General features: G+C 66.8%; 22 protein-coding genes. 13 read left to right on the forward strand and 9 right to left on the reverse strand.

Going from position 1 to position 24636, the window contains the following annotated elements; genetic code table 11:
- Positions 1–111 precede the first annotated feature (111 nt).
- The gene (locus B133_RS0115920) at positions 112–1611 is read right to left on the reverse strand and encodes an FCD domain-containing protein (protein WP_232423309.1); all 1500 of its coding nucleotides are present in this window, start codon (positions 1609–1611) and stop codon (positions 112–114) included.
- A gap of 222 nt (positions 1612–1833) precedes the next feature.
- Here B133_RS0115920 and B133_RS0115925 point away from each other — a divergent pair, with 222 nt between their 5' ends.
- The 3 genes from B133_RS0115925 to B133_RS0115935 all read left to right on the forward strand — a co-directional run bounded on the left by B133_RS0115925 (position 1834) and on the right by B133_RS0115935 (position 6640).
- The gene (locus B133_RS0115925; RefSeq protein WP_018602461.1) at positions 1834–3885 is read left to right on the forward strand and encodes an NADH:flavin oxidoreductase; all 2052 of its coding nucleotides are present in this window, start codon (positions 1834–1836) and stop codon (positions 3883–3885) included.
- A 49-nt stretch (positions 3886–3934) separates the two neighbouring features.
- Complete coding sequence (locus tag B133_RS0115930; protein ID WP_018602462.1) at positions 3935–5323, forward strand: MFS transporter; 1389 nt, start codon at positions 3935–3937, stop codon at positions 5321–5323.
- Positions 5324–5419: 96 nt separating this feature from the next.
- Positions 5420–6640: an FAD-dependent oxidoreductase gene (locus B133_RS0115935; protein ID WP_018602463.1), complete on the forward strand. Its 1221-nt coding sequence runs from the start codon at positions 5420–5422 to the stop codon at positions 6638–6640.
- A 12-nt stretch (positions 6641–6652) separates the two neighbouring features.
- On the opposite strand, the gene B133_RS0115940 is transcribed toward B133_RS0115935, so the two are convergent.
- Positions 6653–7810 carry a PrsW family intramembrane metalloprotease gene (locus tag B133_RS0115940; protein ID WP_018602464.1) on the reverse strand — a complete coding sequence of 386 codons (1158 nt, stop codon included), beginning with the start codon at positions 7808–7810 and terminating at the stop codon, positions 6653–6655.
- Positions 7807–8439 carry a hypothetical protein gene (locus B133_RS0115945; protein WP_018602466.1) on the reverse strand — a complete coding sequence of 211 codons (633 nt, stop codon included), beginning with the start codon at positions 8437–8439 and terminating at the stop codon, positions 7807–7809. Before B133_RS0115945 ends, B133_RS0115940 begins: the two co-directional genes overlap by 4 nt.
- A 151-nt stretch (positions 8440–8590) precedes the next feature.
- Between B133_RS0115945 and B133_RS0115950 the strand changes: the two genes are divergently transcribed.
- From B133_RS0115950 to B133_RS0115980, 7 genes are all read left to right on the forward strand, one after another.
- The gene (locus tag B133_RS0115950) at positions 8591–9355 is read left to right on the forward strand and encodes a cutinase family protein (RefSeq protein WP_018602467.1); all 765 of its coding nucleotides are present in this window, start codon (positions 8591–8593) and stop codon (positions 9353–9355) included.
- Between the two features lie 55 nt (positions 9356–9410).
- On the forward strand, positions 9411–10115 hold the full coding sequence (locus B133_RS0115955) for a FadR/GntR family transcriptional regulator (protein WP_369751455.1): 705 nt from the start codon (positions 9411–9413) through the stop codon (positions 10113–10115).
- Between the two features lie 101 nt (positions 10116–10216).
- Positions 10217–11710: an amino acid permease gene (locus B133_RS0115960; RefSeq protein ID WP_018602471.1), complete on the forward strand. Its 1494-nt coding sequence runs from the start codon at positions 10217–10219 to the stop codon at positions 11708–11710.
- A gap of 32 nt (positions 11711–11742) precedes the next feature.
- A complete protein-coding gene (locus B133_RS0115965; protein ID WP_018602473.1) occupies positions 11743–11925 on the forward strand; it encodes a hypothetical protein in 183 nt (60 codons plus the stop codon).
- 35 nt (positions 11926–11960) lie between these two features.
- Positions 11961–12122 (forward strand): hypothetical protein, encoded by a 162-nt coding sequence (locus B133_RS24970; RefSeq protein ID WP_018602476.1) that lies wholly within the window; start codon positions 11961–11963, stop codon positions 12120–12122.
- Between the two features lie 145 nt (positions 12123–12267).
- Positions 12268–12807, forward strand: a complete 540-nt coding sequence (locus B133_RS0115975; protein ID WP_036418667.1) for a hypothetical protein — start codon at positions 12268–12270, stop codon at positions 12805–12807.
- Positions 12808–12886: 79 nt separating this feature from the next.
- A complete protein-coding gene (locus tag B133_RS0115980) occupies positions 12887–13513 on the forward strand; it encodes a TIGR03085 family metal-binding protein (protein WP_018602478.1) in 627 nt (208 codons plus the stop codon).
- On the opposite strand, the gene B133_RS0115985 is transcribed toward B133_RS0115980, so the two are convergent.
- Entirely contained in the window at positions 13510–15006 is a 1497-nt protein-coding gene (locus tag B133_RS0115985) for an HNH endonuclease signature motif containing protein (RefSeq protein ID WP_018602479.1), read from the reverse strand. The two genes, B133_RS0115980 and B133_RS0115985, sit on opposite strands and share 4 nt — an antisense overlap.
- Before the next feature lie 166 nt (positions 15007–15172).
- On the opposite strand from B133_RS0115985, the gene B133_RS0115990 reads away from it, so the two are divergent.
- The 3 genes from B133_RS0115990 to B133_RS0116000 are packed head-to-tail and all read left to right on the forward strand — an operon-like array spanning position 15173 to position 17142.
- On the forward strand, positions 15173–16102 hold the full coding sequence (locus tag B133_RS0115990; RefSeq protein ID WP_026256498.1) for an LLM class F420-dependent oxidoreductase: 930 nt from the start codon (positions 15173–15175) through the stop codon (positions 16100–16102).
- Between the two features lie 39 nt (positions 16103–16141).
- A complete protein-coding gene (locus tag B133_RS24660) occupies positions 16142–16612 on the forward strand; it encodes a hypothetical protein (protein ID WP_198291008.1) in 471 nt (156 codons plus the stop codon).
- A gap of 20 nt (positions 16613–16632) precedes the next feature.
- Entirely contained in the window at positions 16633–17142 is a 510-nt protein-coding gene (locus B133_RS0116000; protein ID WP_018602482.1) for a hypothetical protein, read from the forward strand.
- 6 nt (positions 17143–17148) lie between these two features.
- On the opposite strand, the gene B133_RS0116005 is transcribed toward B133_RS0116000, so the two are convergent.
- The 5 genes from B133_RS0116005 to B133_RS0116030 all read right to left on the reverse strand — a co-directional run bounded on the left by B133_RS0116005 (position 17149) and on the right by B133_RS0116030 (position 24408).
- The gene (locus B133_RS0116005; protein WP_018602483.1) at positions 17149–18954 is read right to left on the reverse strand and encodes an Hsp70 family protein; all 1806 of its coding nucleotides are present in this window, start codon (positions 18952–18954) and stop codon (positions 17149–17151) included.
- A 75-nt stretch (positions 18955–19029) separates the two neighbouring features.
- Positions 19030–20523 (reverse strand): dynamin-like GTPase family protein, encoded by a 1494-nt coding sequence (locus B133_RS0116010; RefSeq protein WP_018602484.1) that lies wholly within the window; start codon positions 20521–20523, stop codon positions 19030–19032.
- A gap of 23 nt (positions 20524–20546) precedes the next feature.
- Complete coding sequence (iniA, locus tag B133_RS0116015) at positions 20547–22391, reverse strand: isoniazid-induced dynamin-like GTPase IniA (protein ID WP_018602485.1); 1845 nt, start codon at positions 22389–22391, stop codon at positions 20547–20549.
- A gap of 82 nt (positions 22392–22473) precedes the next feature.
- Positions 22474–23580, reverse strand: a complete 1107-nt coding sequence (locus B133_RS0116020) for an IniB N-terminal domain-containing protein (RefSeq protein WP_026256499.1) — start codon at positions 23578–23580, stop codon at positions 22474–22476.
- A gap of 303 nt (positions 23581–23883) precedes the next feature.
- Entirely contained in the window at positions 23884–24408 is a 525-nt protein-coding gene (locus B133_RS0116030) for an IniB N-terminal domain-containing protein (protein WP_018602488.1), read from the reverse strand.
- Between the last annotated feature and the right edge of the window lie 228 nt (positions 24409–24636).

The following is a 24636-nucleotide window of genomic DNA, read 5'->3' on the forward strand; positions in this document are numbered from 1 at the left end:
CGGCGGTGTGCGTAGTGGACTACTGAAGTTTTTCGCGGATTCCGCACCGGCCACCTAAGTTTCGGCTCCCGGGATCATTTCGCCGTAAGCAGCAGACCTCGGCGCAGTCGCTTACATGTGAGGGTGGTCGACGTTGAGCTGGCCGAGCATGTACCGCACGCAGTTGTCCACCTTGGTCCGCCAGGCCTCCACGGCCCGCGCAGGGTCCTCGCTCCGGATCTCGTCGATGATCCGCTGATCGTCGGCGATGATTTCCGCGGTCGGATACCGGTAGTCCAGCCCCAGGATCGCGATGAACAATCGCACCTGCGCGGTGAGCTGCACGAACATCCAGCTGATCCGCGGCATCCCGGCGGCCAGTGCCAGCTGGTCCTGCAGATCCATGTCCAGGGCGTATGTCTCGGCGTCGAGATGGTGCTTGGCGCATACCGAGATCCGGGCCAGCGTGGTGTCCACGTAGGCCGGTGGCGAGATCCGCTGGGCGGCCATGGTCCGCACCAGCACCGTGCCCAGCACTCCGCGCGCCGTGTACGTCTCGATCACGTCGCGCGGAGTGGGGGCGGGTAGCCGCAGGTGACCCGCCCGGCGATCGAGGATCGCCTGTTCGGCCAGGTAGTTCAGCACCTCAGTGGTGCGCGGGCGGGACAGTCCCGAGAGTCCAGAGATCAGACGCACCGAGATCGCCTCGCCGGTGCTCAGCCCGCAGTCGGCGATCGCCGAGCACAGCGCGGCCACGGTATCCGAGATGTCCTGGACCGAGGCCTGTGCGGCCGGCACCGGCTCGGGCGGCGGAGCGGTGCGGGGCAGGCCCCGGCTCCAAGTGAACGTCCACGGGCGGTCGGCGCTCGCCATGGCGGCCGCGGCGCGGATCCGGTCCTGCAGCGCCCGCAGCTCCCGCAGCTGGGTGGGTGCGATGCGCGCGGCGAGCCGGTGCAGCTGTGCCGGCCATTCGGGCCCGGGGCGGGCGAGCACCGTCACCGTCGGATGCCGGGTGAGCCAGCGCCGGGCAGGCGAATCCAGTGGCACATCCACCACGAGCGTCACCGGAGCCTCGGGGAGCCATTCGCGTTCGGCGCGCCGGAGCAGGGCCAGTGCGTCGCCGCCGAGTGCGCTCTCGGCGGGCGGACGACGCAACAGCGCGGCGCACAGCACCGTCTCGACGGCATCGGTCAGTGCCGCCGAAGGTGCCGCGCCCGTCGACTCGCCCGCCTCGCGTTCGAAGCCGAGTGCGCAACCTGCGGCGCCGACGTCGACATAGCTCAGGATCAGCGTCTTCTCGCCCACATCGAGGTCCGTCGAGGGAGGGAAGTGTTGGCGCCGGATCCGGCTCACTGTCGCCTGACTGACCCCGGTCGCCTCGGCCACGGAGCGAGTGGTCCACCGATCCCGACCGTCCGGTGGCGCGGTGAGCGAACAACCGAGCACCGCGCGCATCATCTCTTCGGTCACCGTCGGGCGGCCCTGCGGCGAGGTTACGGCCAGCAGCGCCTCCACACCGCCGTGCCGATAGGTGCGCCACCACCGACTCACCGAAGTGGTGCTGACCGATGCGCGCCGCGCGGCCTCGGCGACCCCCATCTCCGCGCAGTCGAGCACCACCCGAGCCCGCACCCCCTGACCATGGGAAACCTGGCGTGATCGGGTGATTCGCAGTAGTTCCGCCCGGTCTTCTACGGGAAGGCGATTCGCGTCGTCCGCCATGCTGGAACCGCAACTTTCCTGTGAATCAATCTGGATTGGATCCCTCACACAGACTAGTCCGAGGTGATTTGCATCACGCATCGTACTTCCAAGTGGTTCCGCGAGTACCGCGGCGAAGGGAGTCCGAAATATATGAGTGACCCGCTGTTCACTCCGTTCACGCTGAAGAATCTGGTGCTACGCAACCGGATCGTGAGCACGTCGCACGAACCGGCCTACAGCGAGGACGGTCTTCCGAAAGAGCGCTACCGGGTCTACCACCGGGAGAAGGCCCGCGGCGGCGTGGCGCTGACCATGATCGGCGGCAGCGCACTGGTCAGCCCCGACTCGATGCCGCCGTTCGGCAACCTGCAGCTGTGGCGCGACGAGGCCGTGCCGCTGCTGCGGGCGCTCGCCGACGATGTGCACGAGCAGGGCGCCGCAGTGATGACCCAGCTCACCCACATGGGCCACCGCACCGACAACTACACGCACGACTGGATTCCGGCGCTGTCCGCGTCAGGCACCCGGGAGCCGGCACACCGGGCGTTCTCCCGCATCGCCGATGTCCGCGACCTGGAGCGCATCGCCCGCGATTTCGCCGACACCGCGGCCCGGTGCCAGGCGGGTGGCCTGGACGGCGTGGAGATCTCCGCATACTCGGGTCACCTGCTCGACAGCTTCCTCTCCCCCCGGCACAACCACCGCACCGACGAGTACGGCGGCTCACTGGAAAACCGGATGCGGTTCCCGCTGCAGGTCATCAACGCGGTGCGCGAAGCGGTCGGCGACGACTACATCGTCGGTGTGCGCATGTCATTCGACGAATTGCTCCCCGACGACTCCGGCATCGTCCCAGAGGACGCCGTGCGGATCGCGATCGCGATGCAGGACGCCGGAGTCGACTTCTTCAGCGTCAACCGCGGCAACGCCGACACCGACTGGGAACTGGCCAAGGTGATTCCACCGATGTTCACCCCGGCCAACCCGCACCTGGAATTCGTCGGCTGGGTCAAGAAGCAGCTGGCGGTCCCGGTCATGCACTCCGCCCGGATCGCGGACGTCGCCACGGCCCGCTACGCGATCAGCGAGGGACTGCTCGACATGGTCGGCATGGTCCGTGCGCTGATGGCCGACCCGGATCTGCCCAACAAGACACAGGAGGGCCACGCCGATCGGATCCGGCCCTGCGTCGGCGCGAGCGTATGCATCGACGGCATCTACACCCACGGCTCCGCGATGTGTATCCACAACCCGGCCACCGGACGGGAAACCCAACTGCCGCAACGCATCACCCCGGCCCCGGGCGAGCAGCGCAAGCGGTGCGTGGTGATCGGCGGCGGTCCCGCCGGGCTGGAGGCGGCGCGCGTGCTCGCCGAGCGCGGCCATTCCGTGACGGTGTACGAGGCGGGCGACCGCTTCGGCGGGCAGGTGGCGCTGGCCGCGGTCTCCGAGCGCCGGCGCGACCTGATCGGCATCGTCGATTGGCGGTACGACGAGTGCAAGCGGCTCGGCGTCGAACTCAAACGCAACCACTACGTCGACCCGGCGGAGCTCGAGTCCTTCACCGAGTCCGTGGACGTGGTCATCCTGGCCACCGGCGGCCTCCCGAACCCCGACCTCGGTATTCCCGGCGCTGAGCTGGCCGTCGACACCTGGGACATCATCTCCGGGGCCCGCAAGGTGGGAGGCGACGTGCTGGTGTACGACGACCTCGGCGGCCACCAGGCGATGGACGCGGTGGAGGCGCTGATCCGTACCGCCGGCACCGTCGAATACGTCACCCCGGAGCGGAGCGTCGCCGTCGACGTCGGAGCATCCCCGGCCGGCCAGTACTTCGCGCTGTTCGCCGATCACGATGTGACCACCGGCGTGCTGCATCGGCTGGTGTCGATCGAGAAGCACGAGGGTCGGCTGCTGGCCCGGCTGCAGGTCGAGGGCGCCAAGGCGGCCATTGAGCGGATCGTCGACGCCGTCGTGGTCGAACACGGCACCCAGCCCGACAACGACCTCTACGACGCCCTCCTGCCGGGATCGGTCAACCTCGGCCAGATCGCGATCCGAGAACTACTGGCCCGCTCGCCGCAGCCCACGACGGCGAACCCCGACGGCCGATACGCCCTGTACCGAGTCGGTGACGCCGTCGCCAGCCGCAACATCCACGCGGCGATCCTCGATTCCTACCGCCTCTGCCTGGCCATCTGAGCATCCACCACTAACCCTCACCAGCCCACCCACACGAGGAGTACAGCCCATGTCTTCGCTAGAGAGCACCGCCGGCAAGGACGCCGCCAGTGCATCCGTCAGCACTTCAGAGTTCAGACGCCGGTTCCTGATCCGGCTCACCGCAGTACTGGTCGGCGGGATGTTCCTCGACGGCTACATCCTGGGGATCATCGGCCCCGTCACCGGCCTGATCCAGGACGACCTGCAGGTCAACGACCTCATGCTCGGCCTGATCGCGGCGGGCACGCTGTTCGGCATCTTCGTCGGCGCGCCTGTCGGTGGCTGGATGACCGACAAATTCGGTCGCAAACCCATGTTCCTGCTCGACATGGGCCTGTTCGTACTCGCGTCCTTCCTGCAGTTCTTCGTCGCGCTCGGCCAGTTCTTCATCACCTCGGCGATCCAGCTGCTGATCATCCGTTTTCTGATGGGCATCGCGATCGGCGGCGAATACTCGATCGGAATGCCTCTGATGACCGAGTTCTCGCCAGCACGGCTGCGTGGCCGCCTGCTCGGCGCCGCCCTGGTGGCCTGGTACGTCGGCTTCATGGTCGCGTTCATCGTGGCGCACGCGCTGATGGACGCGGGAGTGAACTGGCGGATCATCATCGGCTCCAGCACGGTGATCGCGGCGGGGTTGTTCCTGGCCCGGCTGGGCCTTCCCGAATCGCCACGCTGGCTGATCCTGAAGGGGAGACGCGAAGAAGCACTGTCTATCGCGAACAAGTACATGGACGTGTTGGAAGCCGCCTCCGTGACCCGCGAGAGCGAAGGATGCGACGAGAAGCCCGCCGCCAGCGGCAATTTCCGCATGCTGTTCAACCGGGACAACTGGCGGGCCACACTGTTCACCTCCGGCTTCTGGTTCTGCGCTGTGACCCCGTACTTCGCCATTGCCACGTTCGCCGACAAGGTACTCAAGCAGTACGGCATGGGCGAGGGCCTGGCGAGCGGTGTCGGGTTGTCGGCACTGGCCTGCCTCGGTGTCATCGGCACGGCGCTGCTGCTCGACAAGCTCGGCCGGCGCGTGCTGTCGGTCCCCACGCAGTGGTTGTGCACCGTGCTGCTGGCCGTGATCGCGCTGTGGGCCGGCGCACCCGCGATCGCGGTGCTGACGATGTTCCTGGCGTTCTCGTTCTTCAACGCCGGCTACACGACGCTTACCCAGGTGTATCCGGGCGAAGTGTTCCCGACCGAAGTCCGCGGCATCGGCACCGGCTTCGCCGCGGCGTTCAGCCGGATCGGCGCGGGTTTGGGTACGTTCCTGCTGCCCTGGTCCATCGCACACCTGGGGATGTCCGTCAGCATGCTGGTCGCGGCCGGGGTCGCCCTCGTGGGAGCCGCGCTGTCGCAGTGGCTGGCTCCGGAAACAAAGGGCAAGAGCCTGTCCGAGACCGCGACGACGTACGCACACTGATTCACCGTCGCCGCTCTCTCCCAACTATGTCCAACGCGTCGCTGCTCGACGGTTTTACGCTCGCCGTAGCGGTCGTTTTCATGGTTGGGTGAGGCGGTGACCGACAACACGACATGCGCCATCGTGGGTGGCGGCCCGGCCGGAATGATGCTCGGCCTGATCCTGGCCCGCTGCGGTGTGGACGTGACAGTCCTGGAGAAGCACGCCGACTTCCTGCGGGACTTCCGAGGGGACACCGTTCACCCCAGCACCATGCGCTTGCTGGACGAACTGGGCCTGTTGGCGACGTTCGACCAAATCCCTTACAGCAAAGTCGAAAAGGGAGACTTCACAGTCGACGGAAAACCCATCACCATGGTCGACTTCCGGCGGCTGCGGCAACCACACCCCTTCGTCGCGATGGTGCCGCAATGGGATTTCCTCGACCTGATCGCCGACGCAGGCAAGTCCGAGCCCCATTTCAGGCTGCGGATGCAGTCCGAGGTCACCGGACTATTGCGCGACGGGGATCGGGTCGCCGGCGTCCGCTATGAGAGCCCGGACGGATCGGGTGAGCTGCGCGCGGACCTCACCGTCGGTTGTGACGGACGTTGGTCGATCGCCCGCCGGGAATCCGGCCTGGCCGTGCGCGATTACCCGGTGCCCTTCGATGTCTGGTGGCTGCGGGTGCCCCGCGCCGACGACGGCGACTATTCACTCATTCCGCGCACCGCGCCCGGCAAGGCGCTGATCATGATCCCGCGCCTGGGCTACTTCCAGATCGCCTATCTGATCCCGAAAGGCAGCGACGCCAGCCTGCGGGCCCGCGGCCTGGACCGGTTCAAGAGCGAACTCGCCGAGCTGATCCCCGAGTCCGACGTCGATTCGCTCAACTCCTGGGACGACGTCAAGTTCCTCGATGTCCGGCTCAACCGGCTGCACACCTGGCATCGCGACGGTCTGCTGTGTATCGGCGATGCGGCACACGCCATGTCCCCTGCCGGCGGCGTCGGCATCAACGTCGCGATCCAGGACGCCGCGGCGGCGGCCCGCTTGCTGTACCAACCGCTGCGCGAACACCGCATCGCCGAGTCGGACCTGGCCGCGGTCCAACGGCAACGCACCCTGCCCACCATCGTCACCCAGGGGTTCCAGCGGATCGTGCACCGGCAGGTGCTGGCACCCGCCATGGCCGGCGGGGAGATCACCCCGTCGAAGGCGCTCCAGCGGCTACTGCACTGGCTACCCAGATTGTCGACTGTGCCCGGCTACATCATCGGCACAGGAGTGCGTCCCGAACATGTTCCCGCTGCCGCCCGGCGGCATCAGGGAGCGTGAGGGTCTCACCGCTCACCACCGAGACGGTTCACCGCTGCGGATCCGGCCGATCTCCGAGCGAGCGAACTGCACGGCCGGGGTCTCGGCGCCGCGAGACCGGGCCAGTTCCTGGGCCAGGTCACGGCCGGCCTGCAGGATCTGGCGGGCTTTGCGCCGAGCTGCCCTGGGTCGCAAGGATTTCCGATAGCGCCGTCGGGTTTTGCGGTTGCCGGCAATGGCGTCGAGCTCGACCTCGGCAAGCACGCCCGACGCCACCTCTGGAGCCAGCACGCCGCGCAGCAGGGCGCGTTCCTGTGGCACGGTGAGCACATACACCCGAAAGAAGATGATCAGCGTCACCACCAGGATGCCCGCCCAAAGCCCGACGAGCAGCAGCCCGCGGCCGCCGACCAGGGCCCCGGCCGAGTCCCAGAGCCCGTGTAGCACCGGCGCCGTCACCATGAGCAACAGCCCCCGGCCGACCCTACGAGGTTCCGCCGGGCGGCCCAGCAGATAGATGAGCCCGGCGCAGAAGATGGCCGTGTAGGCGAAGTGACCGCCGACCCCGGTCAGCATGCGCAGCACCATGACGAGCGCCATGCCCTGCTCGTTGCGCAACGCGTACAGCATGTCTTCCAGCAACTGGAAACCGAGGCCGATGACCAATCCGATGATGAATCCGTCGAATGCGGTCCGGACGATGCGGGGTGCCAGCACGATGATCAGGACCAGCCCGGCACCCTTGGCGAGCTCCTCGGTGATGGGCGCCGACAGTCCGGCCGCCCAGTCCAATGACCAGCGCTGGCCGAACTGTTTGGCATAGATGTCTCCGATCGCGGTGTTGGCGACGGCAGCCATCGCCCAGGTTGCGGCGAAGGCACCCCACACCAGCGCAGTGATCAGCAGTTTGACCGGCAGATCGGTATACCGGTCGGCCCGCTGCGCCAACCACCAGATGACGGCACCGTAGATCGCGAACACGGTGGCCGCGGTCAGCACCGAGTACGAGTGGAAGCGCCCCACCGAATCGACGAACTGGCCGAGCCCGACGAGGACCAGCAGCACATACACCCAGAAGGCGAGGTTGCGCGGCTGGATGAACACGAAGCGACGCCCCCACCCCGAGGCGTCGATCGCCGATACCCGCGCGGCGACAAGAGAATCCATCTGGACCCTGTCCGGCGCGGTCATCGGCCCGCCTGCGCGTCCCGCCGGATGCTGTTGATCATCCGGTTGGCTATGTCGCGGTCACTGCTGGTGGCCAACAGCGGTTCGACCGCGACGGCTTTTACCGCGAACCCGTCGATGACGAACGCAGCCAACACCTTGTGCGCCGTCGCATCCGTGACATCGACGGTCCGGCCCTGCACGCCCTGATCTGTGGTCAGCGGAGCCCGGGGGCTCGTCGTCGGGTCAGTTCCGTCGGGCTCGGTCCGCCGCACGCGCTCCTCGAGCTGGTTCAGCGCAGCGTCGGCATCACCGCTGAACGCCACCACCCCGACGGATAGTGACGCGTCTCCGTTGACCACAGTTGCGGTGGTCGGGTAGCCGCCCGCCGGTTCGTTGCCGCGGCGCACGCCGTCGGTGATGCCCCAGCCCGGCTCGGGCACGAACGTGACACCGTCGGCTAATTCCATGACATCGCCGGGCGCCACCTGTTCGGTGTAGGCGAACGACGAATTCACCGCCGGCGCAACCACAGTCATCACAATCGCAAGGCAGAGGACAGCCAGGGCCGGAGGAATGGTCCGGCGGTCGAGGCCGCACCAGCGCCGATCGGCGGGCACCCACCGCGCGTCGGGCTCGTAAACGGGCTCCATGTGCGCAGATTACCGGCGCCTTTCCCTGCCGGGCTAATCCACTTTCTCATGTGGCGCAGATCACTTGACGCCCGCGGAATCGCGGCTCAGGTATCCCACTTGTAGCAGTTAGTTGCCACTCCGACACCGAAGCCGTGGCAAACGGAACGAGATGGGAGTGGCATCCGTGATCACCAGAATGGCGCGATCCACGATGTACACAGTGCTCGCCTTGGCGGCGATCGTCGTCGGCTCGCTGGCCGGCCCGATCGCTTCGGCCAACGCCGCGGACGACCAGTGTGCCAACGTCGAAGTCGTTTTTGCTCGCGGGACGTTCGAGGCACCCGGCATCGGGGGCACTGGGCAGGCATTCGTCGATGCGCTCACCGCCCGGCTGCCCGGCAAGTCCGTCGACGTGTACGCGGTGAACTACCCGGCATCGCTGGACTTCGGACAGGCCGTCGACGGAATTGCCGACGCCAGCAACAAGATTCAGTCGATCGCGGCGAGCTGCCCGGCAACCCGGATCGTGCTCGGCGGCTACTCGCAGGGCGCCGCGGTGGCGGCTTACACCACCTCGGCTTCCGTTCCAGCCGGTTTCGTCCTGCCTGCGAGCATCTCCGGCCCGATGCCGCCCGCGGTCGCCTCACACGTCGCCGCCGTCGCACTGTTCGGCACACCGGACAGCTGGTTCCTGAACCTCGCAGATAACGACGCACCTCCGATCGCCATCGGCCCGCTGTACTCGGCCAAGACCATTCAGTTGTGCGCGACGGGCGATCCGGTGTGCGACCCCGGCGGTATGAACCGGTCGGCCCACAGCTCCTACAAGGACAACGGGATGGCCATCCAAGCGGCCGATTTCGCAGCCCGCCAGTTGGGTGTCTCGACTCCGGCAGCAACGGTGGTGCAGACCGCGGGCGACGCCGGAAACTGATCGGGCACCCGTCCCGGCGTTGACAGCCGTGATCGCCGACAGGCACGCTGGCTTCATGAATCTGCCCGATAGCTGGACAGATCGTCCCGCGGCCGTCGTGCGCCGCAACGCCGCGGAAACGGTGTTCGACGATCTGCGCTCGGCCATCGAGAACGGTGACTTGCCGCTCGGCGTGAAACTGCCTCCCGAGGCCGCGCTGGCCGAGCGTTACGGCGTCAGCCGCTCGGTCATCCGGGAGGCGCTGCGGTCCTGCCAGACGCTCGGGCTCACCGAAACACGGACCGGTTCGGGCACCACAGTGATCTCGACCCACTCCGCCGCACCGCGCTACGGCCAGTTCGCCGCCCGCGACCTCGTGGAGGCCAGGCCCTATATCGAGGTACCGGCCGCCGGGTGGGCGGCACGACGCCGCACCGAAGCCGAATTGGCCAGGTTGACAGCGATTGTCGATGCGATGAGCGCCGAAACGGATCCGGCCCGCTGGGTCAAGATGGACACCGATTTTCATCTCTGCATCGCCCGCGCGTCAGGCAACGAGGTGTTCTCCACCGTGGTCGGCGCGATCCGCGGTGCCTTGTCGACCCAGTCCCGGTTACTCAACGCCGGTATCCACGAACGGCGCACGGCGTCCGACCGCGAACACCGTAAGATCCTCGACGCCATCACCGCAGGGGATTTCGCCGACGCTTCCGAGCGTATGCGTCAGCACCTCGACCGCGTGGAGGACGCCGTGAACAAACTGACCCCCATGACGCCCTGAAACCCTGCACCGAAGTTCACGTCCTTGACGGAAAAACGTGACCGGTGTCACACTCGTTCAATCAGGCTGTCCGACAGCTGCACAGCCGAGATTGGACTCCGATGACCGCGCAGTCTCCGCAAGCCCAACCCGCTGCCGTCCCGTCGCCCAACCTGACGAAGGAAGACGCGGGCTACCACAAGGGCCTCAAGCCTCGGCAGCTGCAGATGATCGCGATCGGCGGCGCCATCGGCACCGGTCTCTTCCTCGGTGCCGGCGGTCGGCTCGCCTCGGCGGGGCCGGGCCTGTTCCTGGTGTATGCCGTCTGCGGCGTCTTCGTGTTCCTGATCCTTCGGGCGCTCGGCGAACTCGTGTTGCACCGGCCGTCGTCGGGATCGTTCGTGTCCTACGCCCGCGAGTTCTACGGGGAGAAAGCGGCGTTCGCGGTCGGCTGGCTGTACTTTCTGAACTGGGCGATGACGGCGATCGTCGACACCACGGCCATCGCCACCTACTTCCACTACTGGAAGACGTTCGACGTCGTCCCCCAGTGGCTGTTGGCTTTGCTGGCGTTGGCGATTGTGCTTGGAGTGAACCTGATCTCGGTCAAGGTGTTCGGGGAGATGGAGTTCTGGGCCGCGCTGATCAAAGTACTCGCGCTCATGACATTCCTCGTCGTCGGCACCATCTTCCTGGCCGGCCGTTATCCGGTCGCCGGCCAGAGCACCGGCCTGAGCATCATCGCGCAACACGGCGGCTTGTTCCCGACGGGCGTACTGCCGCTGCTGATCGTCACCTCCGGTGTCGTGTTCGCCTATGCCGCAGTCGAATTGGTCGGTACCGCGGCCGGCGAGACGGCGGATCCGGAGAAGATCATGCCGCGCGCCATCAACTCCGTAGTAGCCCGCATCGCGATCTTCTACGTCGGATCGGTGGTGCTGCTCGCGCTGCTGCTGCCGTACACCGCCTACGACAAGCACGAAAGCCCGTTCGTCACGTTCTTTTCCAAGATCGGTTTCAGTGGCGCAGGCGATCTGATGAACGTCGTCGTGCTCACCGCCGCATTCTCCAGTCTCAACGCCGGCTTGTACTCCACCGGCCGGATCCTTCGCTCGATGGCGATGAACGGCAGCGCACCCAGGTTCACGGCGCGGATGTCGCGCAGCGGCGTGCCGTACGGCGGGATCGTATTGACGTGTGTGATCTGCCTGTTCGGTGTGGTGCTCAACGCTTTTGAGCCGGGTGAGGCCTTCGAGATCGTGCTCAACATGGCCGCGCTCGGCATCATCGCCTCGTGGGGCACGATCGTGCTGTGTCAGTTGCGCCTGGTGAAGATGGCCGACGCGGGCATCATGAAGCGGCCCAGCTTCCGGATGCCGCTCACCCCGTATACCGGATATGCGACGCTGCTGTTCCTGTTCGCGGTCCTGGTGTTGATGGCCTTCGACGCTCCGATCGGCACCTGGACGATCGGGACACTGGTGATTCTCATCCCGATGCTCATCGGCGGTTGGTACCTGGTTCGCGGCCGGGTGATGGCGGCCGCGCAAGAGCGCATGGGCTATACGGGTGAATTCCCGGTGGTGGCTAATCGTCCGGTGGATCCTGAAGAGTGAGACCCACAGGCTTGCGATGACGAGGTGAACCGATGACCCGTAACCGTTACGCCGCCCGGCCACCGCTGTACGGGATGGTGATGGTGTTCGTCGCGATGGCGATCGTAGCGATCACCGCGTACTACCACATGGGCTGGTGGTCGATCATCGGCTACGCCGTCGCCGCGGTCACGGCGATCGGCGGCTTCGCGCTCGCATTCCGCGACTTGTCCTGACGGAGAACGGCGATGAGATCCGAATCTCCACTTGTGTGCCCGGCATCACCGACCACGGCTTCACCTTCAACCAGTTCCTGCTGACCGGCGACGAACCGTTCCTTTTCCACACCGGACAATACCCGGCCCTCACCGAATCCGATTGCGTGACACCGGCATTGGAAGCAGATGGGCTATTCCGCAACTGGCCGAGCTGAACCCGCCGACGCTGGCGATCCTGCACGGCTCGTCGTATACCGGCGACGGCGCTGCTCAGCTACGCGCTCTTGCCGGCGGCTACGCAGCGATGTCCGGCGCGTCATAGCCCGATCCGCGCAGCTCAGTGCATAGCCTTGTCGCGTGATGACTCGGCGAATGCTGGGTGCCTTGCTGGCAGCTGGCGCCGTGCTCACAGCGTGCCATTCCAGCATCGAGGGCACCCCCGTCACCAGCGCACCCCAACTGGGCGAACCCAGCTTCCCGACGCCCCGTCCGAGCCGGTCCAGCCCGGCGCCTTCACCCAGCACCACCACAGCGCCGAGTACACCTCAGGGGCCGGCCGGCGCCACACAGCTCGAACCAAAGAACGGCTACGTCTTCATCCAAACCAAGTCCGGTAAGACGCGCTGCCAGATCTCCAGCGAAGAAGTCGGCTGCGAATCCGAGTTCACCAATTCACCGGTCATCGACGGCTCGCCCGCCAACGGGGTTCGCGTCGGAGCTGACGGCCAAATCCGTTGGTTGGTAGGTAATCTCGGCGATATCCCGGCGGTGACCCTGGACTACCGCAGCTACCGGGCACTGGGTTGGACCATCGATGCCGACAGCGACGGCACCCGGTTCACCAACGACGCCAGCGGTCACGGCATGGTTGTCGCGGTGCAGGGTGTACAGACGTTTTAGAGTTGCGGTATGAGTTCCAGCGAGGAGCCGAAGGCGGATCGCGCATGACTTCCAGCGAGGAGCCGAAGGCGGATCGCGCATGACCACAGCAGCCAAGCGTGAGCGCGCGGCGCTCGTCGAAACCATGCGATCCGCAGGCCCGGATGCCCCTACGTTGTGCGAGGGCTGGAAAACCCGTGATCTGGCCGCCCACCTGGTGGTGCGGGAGCACAGGCTCGATGCGGCACCTGGCATTCTCCTGCCACAGCTGGCCGGCTACACGGCCAGAGTTCAGGACCAAATAACGGTCGCCACCGGCTGGGACGAGCTGGTCGACAAGATCGCCGCGGGCCCGCCCTTGTACTCACCGTTCTTCCTGCTCGACCCGCTGGTCAACGTCGCCGAGATGTTCATCCACAACGAGGATGTGCGACGTGCCCAACCCGGCTGGAAGCCAAGGGAACTCGACGAATCCACCGTGAGCACACTGGCCCGCATGGTGTCCGGCATGGCCAGGATGACGATGTCGAGATCACCGGCACGGGTCACGTTGAACACCCCCGACGGCAAGACGCTGGTCACGGTCGGACACGGCCCAGCGGTCACCGTTACCGGTGCACCCAGTGAGCTGCTGATGTTCGCCGCGGGCCGCGAACAGGCCGAGGTGACGTTCTCCGGCGACGACGACGCCGTCGCCGCGCTGCGGGCCGCCCGCCGCGGCCTCTAGGGATCGTCGGGCCCGTGGCGGTTGCTGGGCTCGTCGGACTTCCGGCTGGGCTTCTCAGACTCCGCGTCGCGCATCAAGGCGTCGGTGGCGTCCGCGCCGCAGCCATCGCTGAGCGGCTCTTCGTTCGGGTGGGAGAGGTCTTCGGGGTGCCAGTAGTGGTTGAGGCGGTCTTGGCCGGTGTCGAGCAGTAGGGGTGGGATCCATTCGACGCGGCCGTCGGTGCGGATGTGGGTGGTCCAGCCGTGCTTGTTGACGAGGCGATTGTCTGCGGGGCAGGCCAGGGCCAGGTCGGTGATGTCGGTCCGGCCGCCTTGGGCGTAGTCCCGTTGGCCGTGATGGCCCTGGCAGCGGTCCGGTGGGTTCGCGCAGCCCGGTTTGGTGCAGCCACGATCGCGGGCGTGCAGCACGAGGCGTTGCCCGGGCGAGGCGATGCGTTTACTGCGGCCCAGATACAGGGGTATTTCTTTGTGGTTGGCGAACACCGCCAGGTAGTGCCGGGCGTGGGCGGCCATGGCGATGACCTGCGGGATGGATAGTCGGGTGCCGCTGCTGGTGGTGGCGACCCCGGAAAGGGATTCCAGTTCCCCCACCGTGGTGCAGATGACCACCGATACCGGTAATCCGTTGTGTTGTCCTAGTGTCCCTGAGGCCAGCAGTGCGCGGCCCATCGCCAGGAAGGCGTCGTGGGTGCGTTGCGCAGTACTGCGGGTGTCGGTGGCGATGGCCTGCGTGCTGGGGGTGCCGTCGACACACGGAGTGTCATCGGCACGGTTGCACATACCGGGGGCACCCAACTTGGCCAGGATCGCTGCGAAGGTGGCCGCGGTTTCGGCGTCGAGATACCCGTGCATCTTGCTCAACCCGTCGAGTCCTTGTGGGGAGATCTGGATGCCGCGGCGACGTTCCTGGACGGATTCGGGGGGTTCGGGGCCGTCCTGGTGGAGCAGAAACGTGATGCGTTGGGTACAGCGTTTCAGGATTTCCGGGGAGTTACCGCAGGCGATGGCGGCCAAGTCATCGTCGATCTGGGCGTGGGTTGGTGCGTCCAGCGGCACCGGGCATGTGTCGAAAAACGTGGTGATGACCGCGACGTGGCCGGTGTTGATCTGGCCGGTGGCCTGGGCTGCGGCGGTGGCCGGCAGGACCGGTGGCAACGGTTCACCGGTGGTGGCGGTGCGTGGTCCGAGGAGGGCGGCATCGGCGATGCGGCGTGTGGCGTCGGTGCGGCTGATCCGCAACCGGATCGCCAACACCTCGGCCCAGTTTTTGGCGCCGATCTCGCGGGCGGTGGTCCGGGTTTGGGCTTCGGCGAGTAGCCGATGATCCACGGCGGGGGCGCGGCGGGCGTGGATCTCGCGGCGGGATTGCAGCTCCAGCAGTTCGGGCAGGGTCATCGCCGCGAAGGTCAACGCGGCCAGTTTCTCGCAGACCGTGTCGTACTCGTCGAACACCGCCAGCACCGTTTCCCGGTCCACGACGGCATTCGCAAGCATGTTCGAATTCTACCGCCGCACCCCGACCCGCAAACCAGTTATCCACAACCCCTAGTCCATCCACAGGACATGTACGACAACAGAATTCACCAACCTCCGGTTGTCGATCACCAAAGGGCACCCAAGGTGGAGCACGCACACCGTTCGGAGCCCTAGGGTGGAGGTCGTGGATTTCCGTGTGTTCGTCGAACCCCAGCAAGGCGCTACGTACTCCGATCAGCTGGCTGTTGCCCGCGCGGCCGAACAGTTGGCGTATTCCGCTTTCTTCCGGTCCGACCACTACCTCGCGATGAGCGGTGACGGCCTGCCCGGGCCTACGGACTCCTGGGTCACGCTGGCCGGCATCGCCAGAGAGACTTCGACCATCCGGCTGGGCACGATGGTCAGCTCGGCGACCTTCCGCTACCCCGGACCACTGGCCATCTCCGTCGCTCAGGTCGACGAGATGAGCGGTGGCCGTGTGGAATTGGGCATCGGCGCGGGCTGGTTCGAGGCCGAGCACCAAGCATATGCCATCCCGTTCCCGCCGCTGGGTGAACGGTTCGACCGGCTGACCGAACAACTCCGGATCATCACCGGCATGTGGGACACCCCAGTCGGGGAGAAGTTCGACTTCTCCGGCAAGCACTACACCGTCGTCGACTCACCGGCCCTGCCCAAGCCGACCCAGTCGCATCCGCCGATCATCATCGGTGGTGGCGGCCCCAAGCGCACTCCGGCGCTGGCCGCGGAATTCGCCGCCGAGTTCAACATCGCGTTCGTGCCGTTGGACACCATCAAGGCGCAGTTCGCACGGGTCGCCGACGCGGTCAACTCCGCGGGTCGGGCGGCGGACTCACTGACCTACTCCGCGGCGTTCGTCCTGTGTGCGGGTCGCACCGAGACCGAGATCGCCGACCGGGCGGCGGCCATCGGCCGTGAGGTCGATGAGTTGCGCAGCAATTCACCGCTGGTCGGGACGCCCGCCGAGATCGTCGACAAGCTCGGTCCGTTCCTCGAATCCGGAGTGCAGCGCGTCTACCTCCAGGTGCTCGACATGGCCGATCTCGACCACCTCGAGCTGTTCTCGAACGAAGTCGTCGCCCAGTTGAGCTGAGCGGAGCAGGGCCAGGTAACGCGATTATCATCGGAGCCCGTGACTGCCAAGGACGACGACCAGGCTCCCGAGCCGCCCTGGCACCATTCGACACCAGTGGTCGCCGGTGCGAGCGCCGTGACACTGGGCGTGATCGCCTTGCTGGTGTGGGGTGTGGTGAGCCTGACGAGCAGCGCCAACAGCCCGCAGGAAGCACCGACTCAGTTCGTCGACCCGACATTCGCATCGTCAACACCGACCAGTTCCATGACAACCACGACCGCCACCATCACGACCACGGGGCCGGTGAGCACTACAGATTTCGGGCCGCCGACGGATGCTGCCACGACGTCCGGGTCGGACACCGCGACGCCAACCGACACCGCGACGCCGACCGACACCTCGTCGTCGGGGCCGTCGACGAGGAGCGATCTACCCACCACGCGCACCCACGCCGGTGAAACCAGCACCAGTCTCCCCCGGCCCCGCCAGAACGTGACACGCACGCTCTATCCGATTCCCGGTAACTGACGCCGCTACCATCGGTTCACGTGTCGAACTACTACTCCGACGACAACGAACCGACTCAATACGCCCAGAGCTACGGTGCTTACGGCGCACAGCCCGAGCCACCCGCACCCGAACCTGTCCCCTGGTACCGCAAACCAGCCGCTCTCCTCGGGCTCGGGGCCCTCGGCGCGATCATCGTGGCGCTGGTCGTCTATGCGATCGTGCAGCTGTTCTCGTCGGGAGGCGACACCAAGCCCGCGGGTGTCACGACGACATCGTCGACCACGCCGTCGGTGACGACGACAGCGACGACCACTCCGGCCCAGGAGGCTCCCGGGGTCGCTCCGCCGGCCACGCAGACCGTCACCGAGACCGAGGCGCCGGATACTCCGACGGCCACTGACACGGAGACGACGACCGCAACCACGACAACCGAAGAGCCGGCCACGACGACAACCACGACCGAGCCGTCGGTGACAGTCAGCACGAGCACGACCGTGGTCACCGATACCGTGACCGTCCCGGAGTTCCCCCGCCGCCACGGCAACTAGCAGCGATTACGGCGTAGGCACCGCAGACGTCGTCGGCTCCGTCGGGTCGGACGGCTGCGGCGCCGAGCTGGGTTGAGGTGCAGGCTCAGGTGCTTGTCTGTGCACGTGGGTCGGCTCCGGAGCCGGCGTGTGCGTCGGCGGCCGAGGTGGCATGGACGCGGGAAAAGTCGGGATCGGCAACTGCGGAACCGGCAGCTGCGGTAGCGGCAATGCCGGGATGGGAAACTGCGGGATAGGTGGCAGCTCGAGAGCCGGGGGTGCTGCAGCCGGCACCGGGATGTCCGCGGCTGCGGGCGGCGGGCCCGGGTCGGGAGCGGCCTGCGGCGCCGGAGCCGACGCCACCTGCTGGCGCTGCACCGCATAGGGCGCCGACGACGGTGCCACTACGGGGGCGGGCGCTGGAGCTACAGCCTGAGCAGGGGCGTCCTGCACGACGACGGTACGCGTGGGCGGCGCCGCCCCGACCTGCGCCAACGGAGCTTCGGCGGGTGCCAACCCGGGTGCGGCGGGCGAGCTTGCAGGTGCGGCGTCCATCTTGTCGGCGTGGGCCGACAGCAGCAGGCCGACGGTGCCGACGACCGCGAGCAGCACCGCGGCGCACACCAGGATGCCGCGATACCACCGGGTGCGGCCCGCCGTAGCGGGCTCGACCTCGGGTTCGGCGAACGTGAATGCGGGTCGTGCGGAATCCTCGGACACCGATTCGGGGATGTAGTCCATGACCTCGGCGGCCTGGTCGCTCACCGACCAGGCCAGCGGGGCCGGCGCCAGCGCCGATGCGGCCACGGTACCGGTCCTGGAAGACGGAGCCATCACCGCGCGCCGTGTCGCCGCGGTCTCGGCCTCCCCGCGGCGCGCAAGCAGACCCGCGCCAACCGCGGTCACCACCTGAGCCTGCGCGACGGTAGTCACCGGCATCCGGAACGCTTCGGAAAGTCGTTGTGTCACAAGAGGAATCCGCGCGGTACCGCCGACCGTCACAAGCGCCGCCAGCTGCGCCGGGTGCACGCCGTTACGCCGCAGTAGATCGTGCAGCGCCTCGATCACGCCGCGCAGCGGCGCGTCCACCACCGCCTCGAGCTCGGCACGGGTGAGCCTCAGCATGCTGCCCGGCTCCGGGCCGGACAGTCCGGTGGAAGCCTGGTAGCTCAATCGTTCCTTGGCCGCCCGGGACTCCTCACGCAGCTGGGACAGGGCAGCCACTGCCGCGGTACCTGAGTCTTCGGCATCGAGGCTGCTCAGCACGTGCCGCAGCAGCCCCTGGTCGACGAGGTCACCAGAGAAATCGTCGTAACGCGCGGTCTGTCCGATCGGTGCGAAACGCGCGACGGAATCGGCGAGCGTGAGGCTGGTTCCGGTGGCGCCGAAATCGGCCAGGGCGACGACGCCGCGAGCCGGCAGCCCGGGATGCTTCTGTATCGCCGTCAACGCCGCAACGGCATCGGGTACCACCCGGACGCCGGGCAGTGCGGCGCGTGCCGCATCGAATGCCGTCGAACTCCAGTACGCGGGCACCGCCACCACGGTGCTCTCAGGCCGCTGTGCCGGACTGACCGTGCGCGTGAGCGATTCGACCGCGGCGGCCAGCAACTGCTCGCCACGGTGGGCCGAGCCGTCGGCCGCGAGCAGCGGGATGGGATCACCGACCCGCTCCACGAAGCCGGTGATGACAAGTCCGTCCCCATTCACCGCGCCGACCTCGGGCCTGTGGTCCTCGAACAGGGTCAGCAGGCTGCGCCGCACGATCGGCGCCTGGTCAGCGACCGCTACCAGGTTGGTCGCACCAACCGACAACCCCAGGCAACCACGCATACCCTCTATGTCGGCCGAAGAGCCCGATTCGTTGCACCCGCCGATGCGCGATCCGCCTCCGGCTCCTCGCTGGGCTCAGCGGTTGTGGGCTGAATACTCGGCAACCAACGCCTCGGCACTACGCACCGCGGCCCGGCAGGCGCGAGTGGTGAACGGGTCGTTGAGCGGGTGCTCGGCCCGCCGCCGCCAGCGCTGCGCGGCCGCGAATGCCGCGCGTGGGCCATCGTAGGGAGTGTCGGGTTGCAGACCGAGACGGCTCGCGGCGTCGGTGCCCGAACCGCCGATGATGCGACGCAGCGAGACCATCTCGTCCTCGTTGAACGTCGTCGGGCGTCCCCGGAGCTGGCTCAGCAGCCGCAGTTCCTCGAACGCGTGCGTGTCGGCCAGGAGCGGATCGATGTCGGCCAGGATGTAGGGCGTCGCGTAGATCGGGTTGTGCTGCACGAACTGCCGCAGCGACAGCAGGGCGGTATGTGCCTTGAGCAGATCGGACCGCTGCGCGAACTGCTGGTCGATGACGTCGCGCAGTGCGATCAGGCCGCTGCGTTCGAGCAGTTCGTCGGCCAGCGCCACGGAATCGGAGATGCCCGCACGCAGCACCGCGATGGAGATCCGGATGCCGAACATGCCGAACCGCTCGAGCAGCGCCGCCCGGGTCGCCGCATCCACCGGCAGCGAACTATCCTCGCGCACAAAGCGATCCACCGACAGCATGGCCTTGTTGATCTCGGTGGCGTCGACTCCGGCGAGCTTCTGCAGCGCGACGAACTCGCTCTGGCGCAGCGTGCGGGCGGTCAGCGCGAGCAGCCCCGACACCGGCACCACGGCTTGGCAGATCCCGGTCTTGTCCATCTCGGCGGTGAACCGCTTGGCGACGTCCTTGGCCGACATCATGGCGTCGATCCGGCCGGCACCGATCTCGTCGGCGCGCGATGCCACGCCGATCACGCCGAGCGCGCCCGACGAGCCTCCAACCAGCTCACCGATCTGTTTGAGCAATGCGATGTCGGCGGCGTTGAGCGTCCGCAGCAGGAACACGACCGCGTCGACCCGCGGCACTCCGTCCTCGGGCACCAGCAGCCGGTGCGTGCGTTCGGAGACGTCGCGCGAGAGCGACGACGTGCCGGGGGTGTCGATGATCGTGGTGTCGACGAGTTCGGCGGCGGGCCATTCCACGTCGAGGTCGATGACATCGGCAGGGTCCAGCCCCGAGAAACTGAATGTCAGGCTGCGGTCGTGCGGGTCGCGCGCGATCGGCACGTTGGTTCGCCGGCCACCGCGGTGGTTGGCGGTCACCTTCGGGGTCGGTCCGTGCCGGAACCAGGTGACGATGCGCGTCGCCTCGGTGGCGTCGGTGGGTGCGATGTCCTCCCCCACCAGAGCATTCACCAGCGTCGACTTGCCCGCCTTGAGGGTGCCGGCCAGCGCGATACGGATCGGTTGGTTGAGCCGACGCCCGATCCGGTCGAGCTCATTGTGCACGTCGGGCCGGTCACGGTACGCCGGGTCACCCCGATACGCCTGGATGGTGCCGCCCAGAATCGAGCGCACCCGATCGCTCGTGCTCACGCTGCGAAATCCGAACCTTTCACTTAACCCCGCGAGCCTAGCGGGGCAGCCTGGGCAAGGTTCCCAGCGTGCTCAACCACCTGCTTGAGGATGTTGAGCTGACGCTCCAGTTCGGCGACACGGGTGTTGCGCTCATTCTCCTCGACTTTGGCCGCCGAGAGGGTGGCCTGCAGTGACTCGTTGAGGGTGCGGTTCGTCTGGTTGGCCACGTCGCGGTAGTGGTCGCGCAGCTGACGTTGGATGGCCTTGAGCCGGTCGCGGGATTCCTTGCCCACCACGAACGCCACGTCGTCGACGAACTTACGTACGTTGACTTTGGCTTCGCCGCGCACCCGCAGCATCCGGTTCTCCATGTCCTCTTTGTAAGCCTTGCGGCCCAACAGAAGTCCCGCGCCCAGCGACAGCGGGTTGAACATGCCGAGACCGGCGAAGGAAGTCAGCATGCCGAACATGAGCACGCCGCCGTAAGAGCCGCGCATCCCGGTGACGACCTTGTGGCCCGCCCTGATCGGCCCGGCCTCCAACTTCTGTACCGAGCTGAACTCACCGAAACCCGCGCCCATGCCACGCGCATCGATCTGCGGCAGCGCAACCGCGTCGAGGCCGGCCTTGGTGAAGGTGTCGGCCACCTCGGCCGCCAGCGCCTCGGCACGCTGATAGGCCCACACGAAGTTGTCGCCGACGGCGGTGGCCACTGCGTCCTCGAGCTCGGCACCGATCTCGGCCCAGTGTGCCGTGGGATCGACCGTGTCGAGCATCTTCTCGGTGTGCGTGCTGATGGTCCGGAACCGTTGCCGCAGATCGTGATCCACGTCGGCGGTGAGATCGGCGATACCGTCGTTGAGCACCTGCTGCCACAGTGCGCTCTGCGCCAGGGCATCCTGCGCCTCCTGCTTGCGCCGCTCCAACTCGTCGGTCAACTGCGCGCGAACATCCGGATCGTTGATCGCCGCCAGCTCGCTCTCCACAGCCAGCATCAAATGTTCTGCGGCGGAACGAATATCATCGACCACCTGATCGCGGATCCGGTCGTTCTCCCGGGTCAGCACGCGCTCGGAGAGAAACTTGACGATGGCCGGGAAGTTGGACTCCTCGTTGAGTTCCTTGTCGTTGAGTTGGATGGCGTGGCTGCGCAGCATGGAAGACACCGGAGTCACCGGGACCGCCAGTCCGGCGCGCTGCAGGTGAGCGGTATTGGCGGCGACGATGTCACGCCAGTGCGGGTAGAGATCGGTCTTGGTCGCGACAATCGTTGCCACCGGGCATATTTCGAGTGCCTGCCGAATGAACCTCAGCTCGGGCTCGGTGAATTCCTGGCTGGTGTCGCTGACCATCAACATCGCGTCGGCGTCGGGCAGCAGGCCCAGCGTCGCCGACAGGTGCGGCTGCCCGTGGCCACCCACGCCCGGGGTGTCGATGAACGCCAACCCGCCCTGCAACAGGGGGCTGGGCGCGGTCACCTCGACCCGCAACACCTGCCGTCCACCGGCCTGCGGGGCGCGACGCAGATCGTTGCGCAACTCGCCCGGCGGAATGTCGACGAGTTCGGGTTCGGCGCCGTCGGGCCGGGCCACCACGAGCCGCGCCGAGGGCTGTTCGCCGTAGGACACCACAGTGGCCAGCACCGTGCTCTCGTCGTCACCGACCCGGGCTACGGGCATATTCAGCAGCGAGTTGAGCAGTTGACTCTTACCTTGCTTGAGCTGCCCGGCGATGACCACCCGGATGTGCGGGTCGGTGATGCGCTCCTTGGCACGGGCCAGACTCTCCACCAGGTCACCACGATCTCTGGCGCCGGCGATCCTGCTGGTGTGGTCGATCAGCTCGACGATCACCGCTGTTTTGCGCGGGTCATTCGATTGCGTCATACGGGAACCCTCCGGCCTCTAACGGTAAACGGCGAACTGGCGGGGACCCTTGGGGTCCCCGCCAGCAGCGGTGCTGTGCCGATCAGAAGCCGTGGAACCCGGCGTGCGGGTCGACGGTGTTGTGGCTGGCCACGTCGTTGGTGGTCGACACGTTGGTGTGCAGACCACCAACCTGGTGCACCGAGTCGTCGGTCACCGAACTGTGCACGGAGCTGTCGCTGTGCAGCGTGCTGGTGTTGCCCACCGAACTGTCGTGCACCGACTGATCGGACAGCGAGGTGTTGGTCGACGACGCGGTGTGCACCGACGAGTCGATCGAGCTGGTGTTGCCGCTGCCCAGATCGTGCCCCGCGGTGGTCTGGTCGCCGCCAACCGCGTGGCTGTCCTTGCTGGTGACGATGATCGAGCCGGCGTTGCCGCCGTCACCGGCATTGGCGTGGCCGCCGCTGCCGCCGATGTTGAGCAGACCACCACCGCTGCCGCTGGCGCTCGCGCCGCCGCCGTGGCCGCCACTCAAATCGTTGTCGCTGATGACCGGGCCTTCGTTGCCGGAGATGATCTGCCCGCCGGCGTGCTGCGAGCTGTCCGAGATCTCGTTGCCCTGGCCGACGGCGACGTGCGAGCCGGAGCCGGCCCAGACGTCGCCGTTGTTGACGGTGTTGCCGTGGCCGAGCACCGCACCGTCACCGGTGACGATGGGACCGCTGGAGTGACCCGTGTTCACCACGGCACCGTCGGTGGCGGTGTTGGTGGTGGTTTGTTTGTTCCCCAGGGTGATGTCTCCGAAGCCCAGGTTGAACGCACCCTGCTGGGCATTGGCGCCGGCGTCCTGATTGGGGCTCATGACCGGCACGTTGTTGTGGCTGGCCAGATCCGTCGAGTTACCGCTGAGCAGGTCGGTGTTGGTCTGCGGCGCGAAGGTCGGCTGCGAGGTGAACGCGGTCTGCGGGGAGAACGGGGAGGCGATGCTGTGATAGTCGGCCACAGCGCGCTGCAGCCCGTAGACCGGGTCGCCGTTGCCGAGTGCGATGCCGGCGGGTGCGGCCGAAGCAGCCACCGACGCCAGTTGCGCGGCGGAAACGTTCGGCAGGCCGGCATCGCGCAGTGCGCCCTCAGGGTCGGCCACGTAGGCCGCGGCTGCGGCGGGGCTGCGGAACAGGTCCATGATGAAGTCGATCAAGGTGATCATCTCGGTACTGCCTTTCGTCGTGTCGTGTCTGGAGTTCTGGTTCTCGTTCCGGGGTGTCCCGGCGAACTGGTGACAACGTTATGGATCCGTCGAGCCGCCAGAAACGGGGCGCGATCCCCTCCCTCCAACCCGCCCGCCCGGGGTGCCTCATGGGGATCCGTTAGGGGATTAGGGGATCGCTAGGGGTCTCTGTGGCAAAGGTGCTCAACGCCTGGGAAATCGCTATCTATGCACGTCAACATCAAAAAAGCGCACAACCAAGGTGGTTGTGCGCTAATCCGTGACCGTCAGATGACGCTGCGTTCAGCTGAACATATCGAAGGCGGCCCCACCATCGTCGTGGTGGTGGTCGTCGACCGCGGGGGCGGTCCAATCCGTACCCAAGTCGGTGTGGATAGGCGGGGCGTCGTCGATGACGCTGTCGCTGAGCTGCAACGACGAATCGTCCAGCGGCGGCGCGGTAAGCCCGGGATCGGTGAAGAAGCCGTCGACCGCGGCGGGCTCGACATGGTCGGGCTCGATGATCACCTGGTCGACGGTGTGCCCGGTGTCGGCAACGAAAGGTGTGTGGTCGCCGAAAGCGTCGAACGCGGCCGTGGCCGCACCACTTGCCCAGACGTTTCCCGCAGGTTCGTCACCGAAGCCGTCGCCACCGGTCGGTGATGTCAGCGATTCGGACACCACCGGAATGAGATTATTGACGTCGACGCTGGTCACGCCGATCAGATGGGCGTCGGAGATAGCTTGCGACGGGTCTGCGGCGTAACGCGCTGCGGCATCGGGATCGCGCACGAGTGCCATGACGAAGTCGAGCAGCGAATTTGCCATAGCACCTTCCTTACTGTCTTGTGACCATCTCGGGCCTGTCTCGTGACGGCTGTCATCGATGCTATCCACCAGTGACGCCACAGGGATCGGTGTCCAACCCACCCTCTCGGCGCCCTGATTAGGGGCTCGATCATTAGGGGATTCCCGCCACTAGGGGATCAATGCTCAATGCCGGGGGTGGGAGCCGCTATCGTGGGGACCGCCCAGACAACACAGGAGTGACGCCTG

This window comes from Mycobacterium sp. 155, assembly GCF_000373905.1.
Taxonomy (GTDB): Bacteria; Actinomycetota; Actinomycetes; order Mycobacteriales; family Mycobacteriaceae; genus Mycobacterium.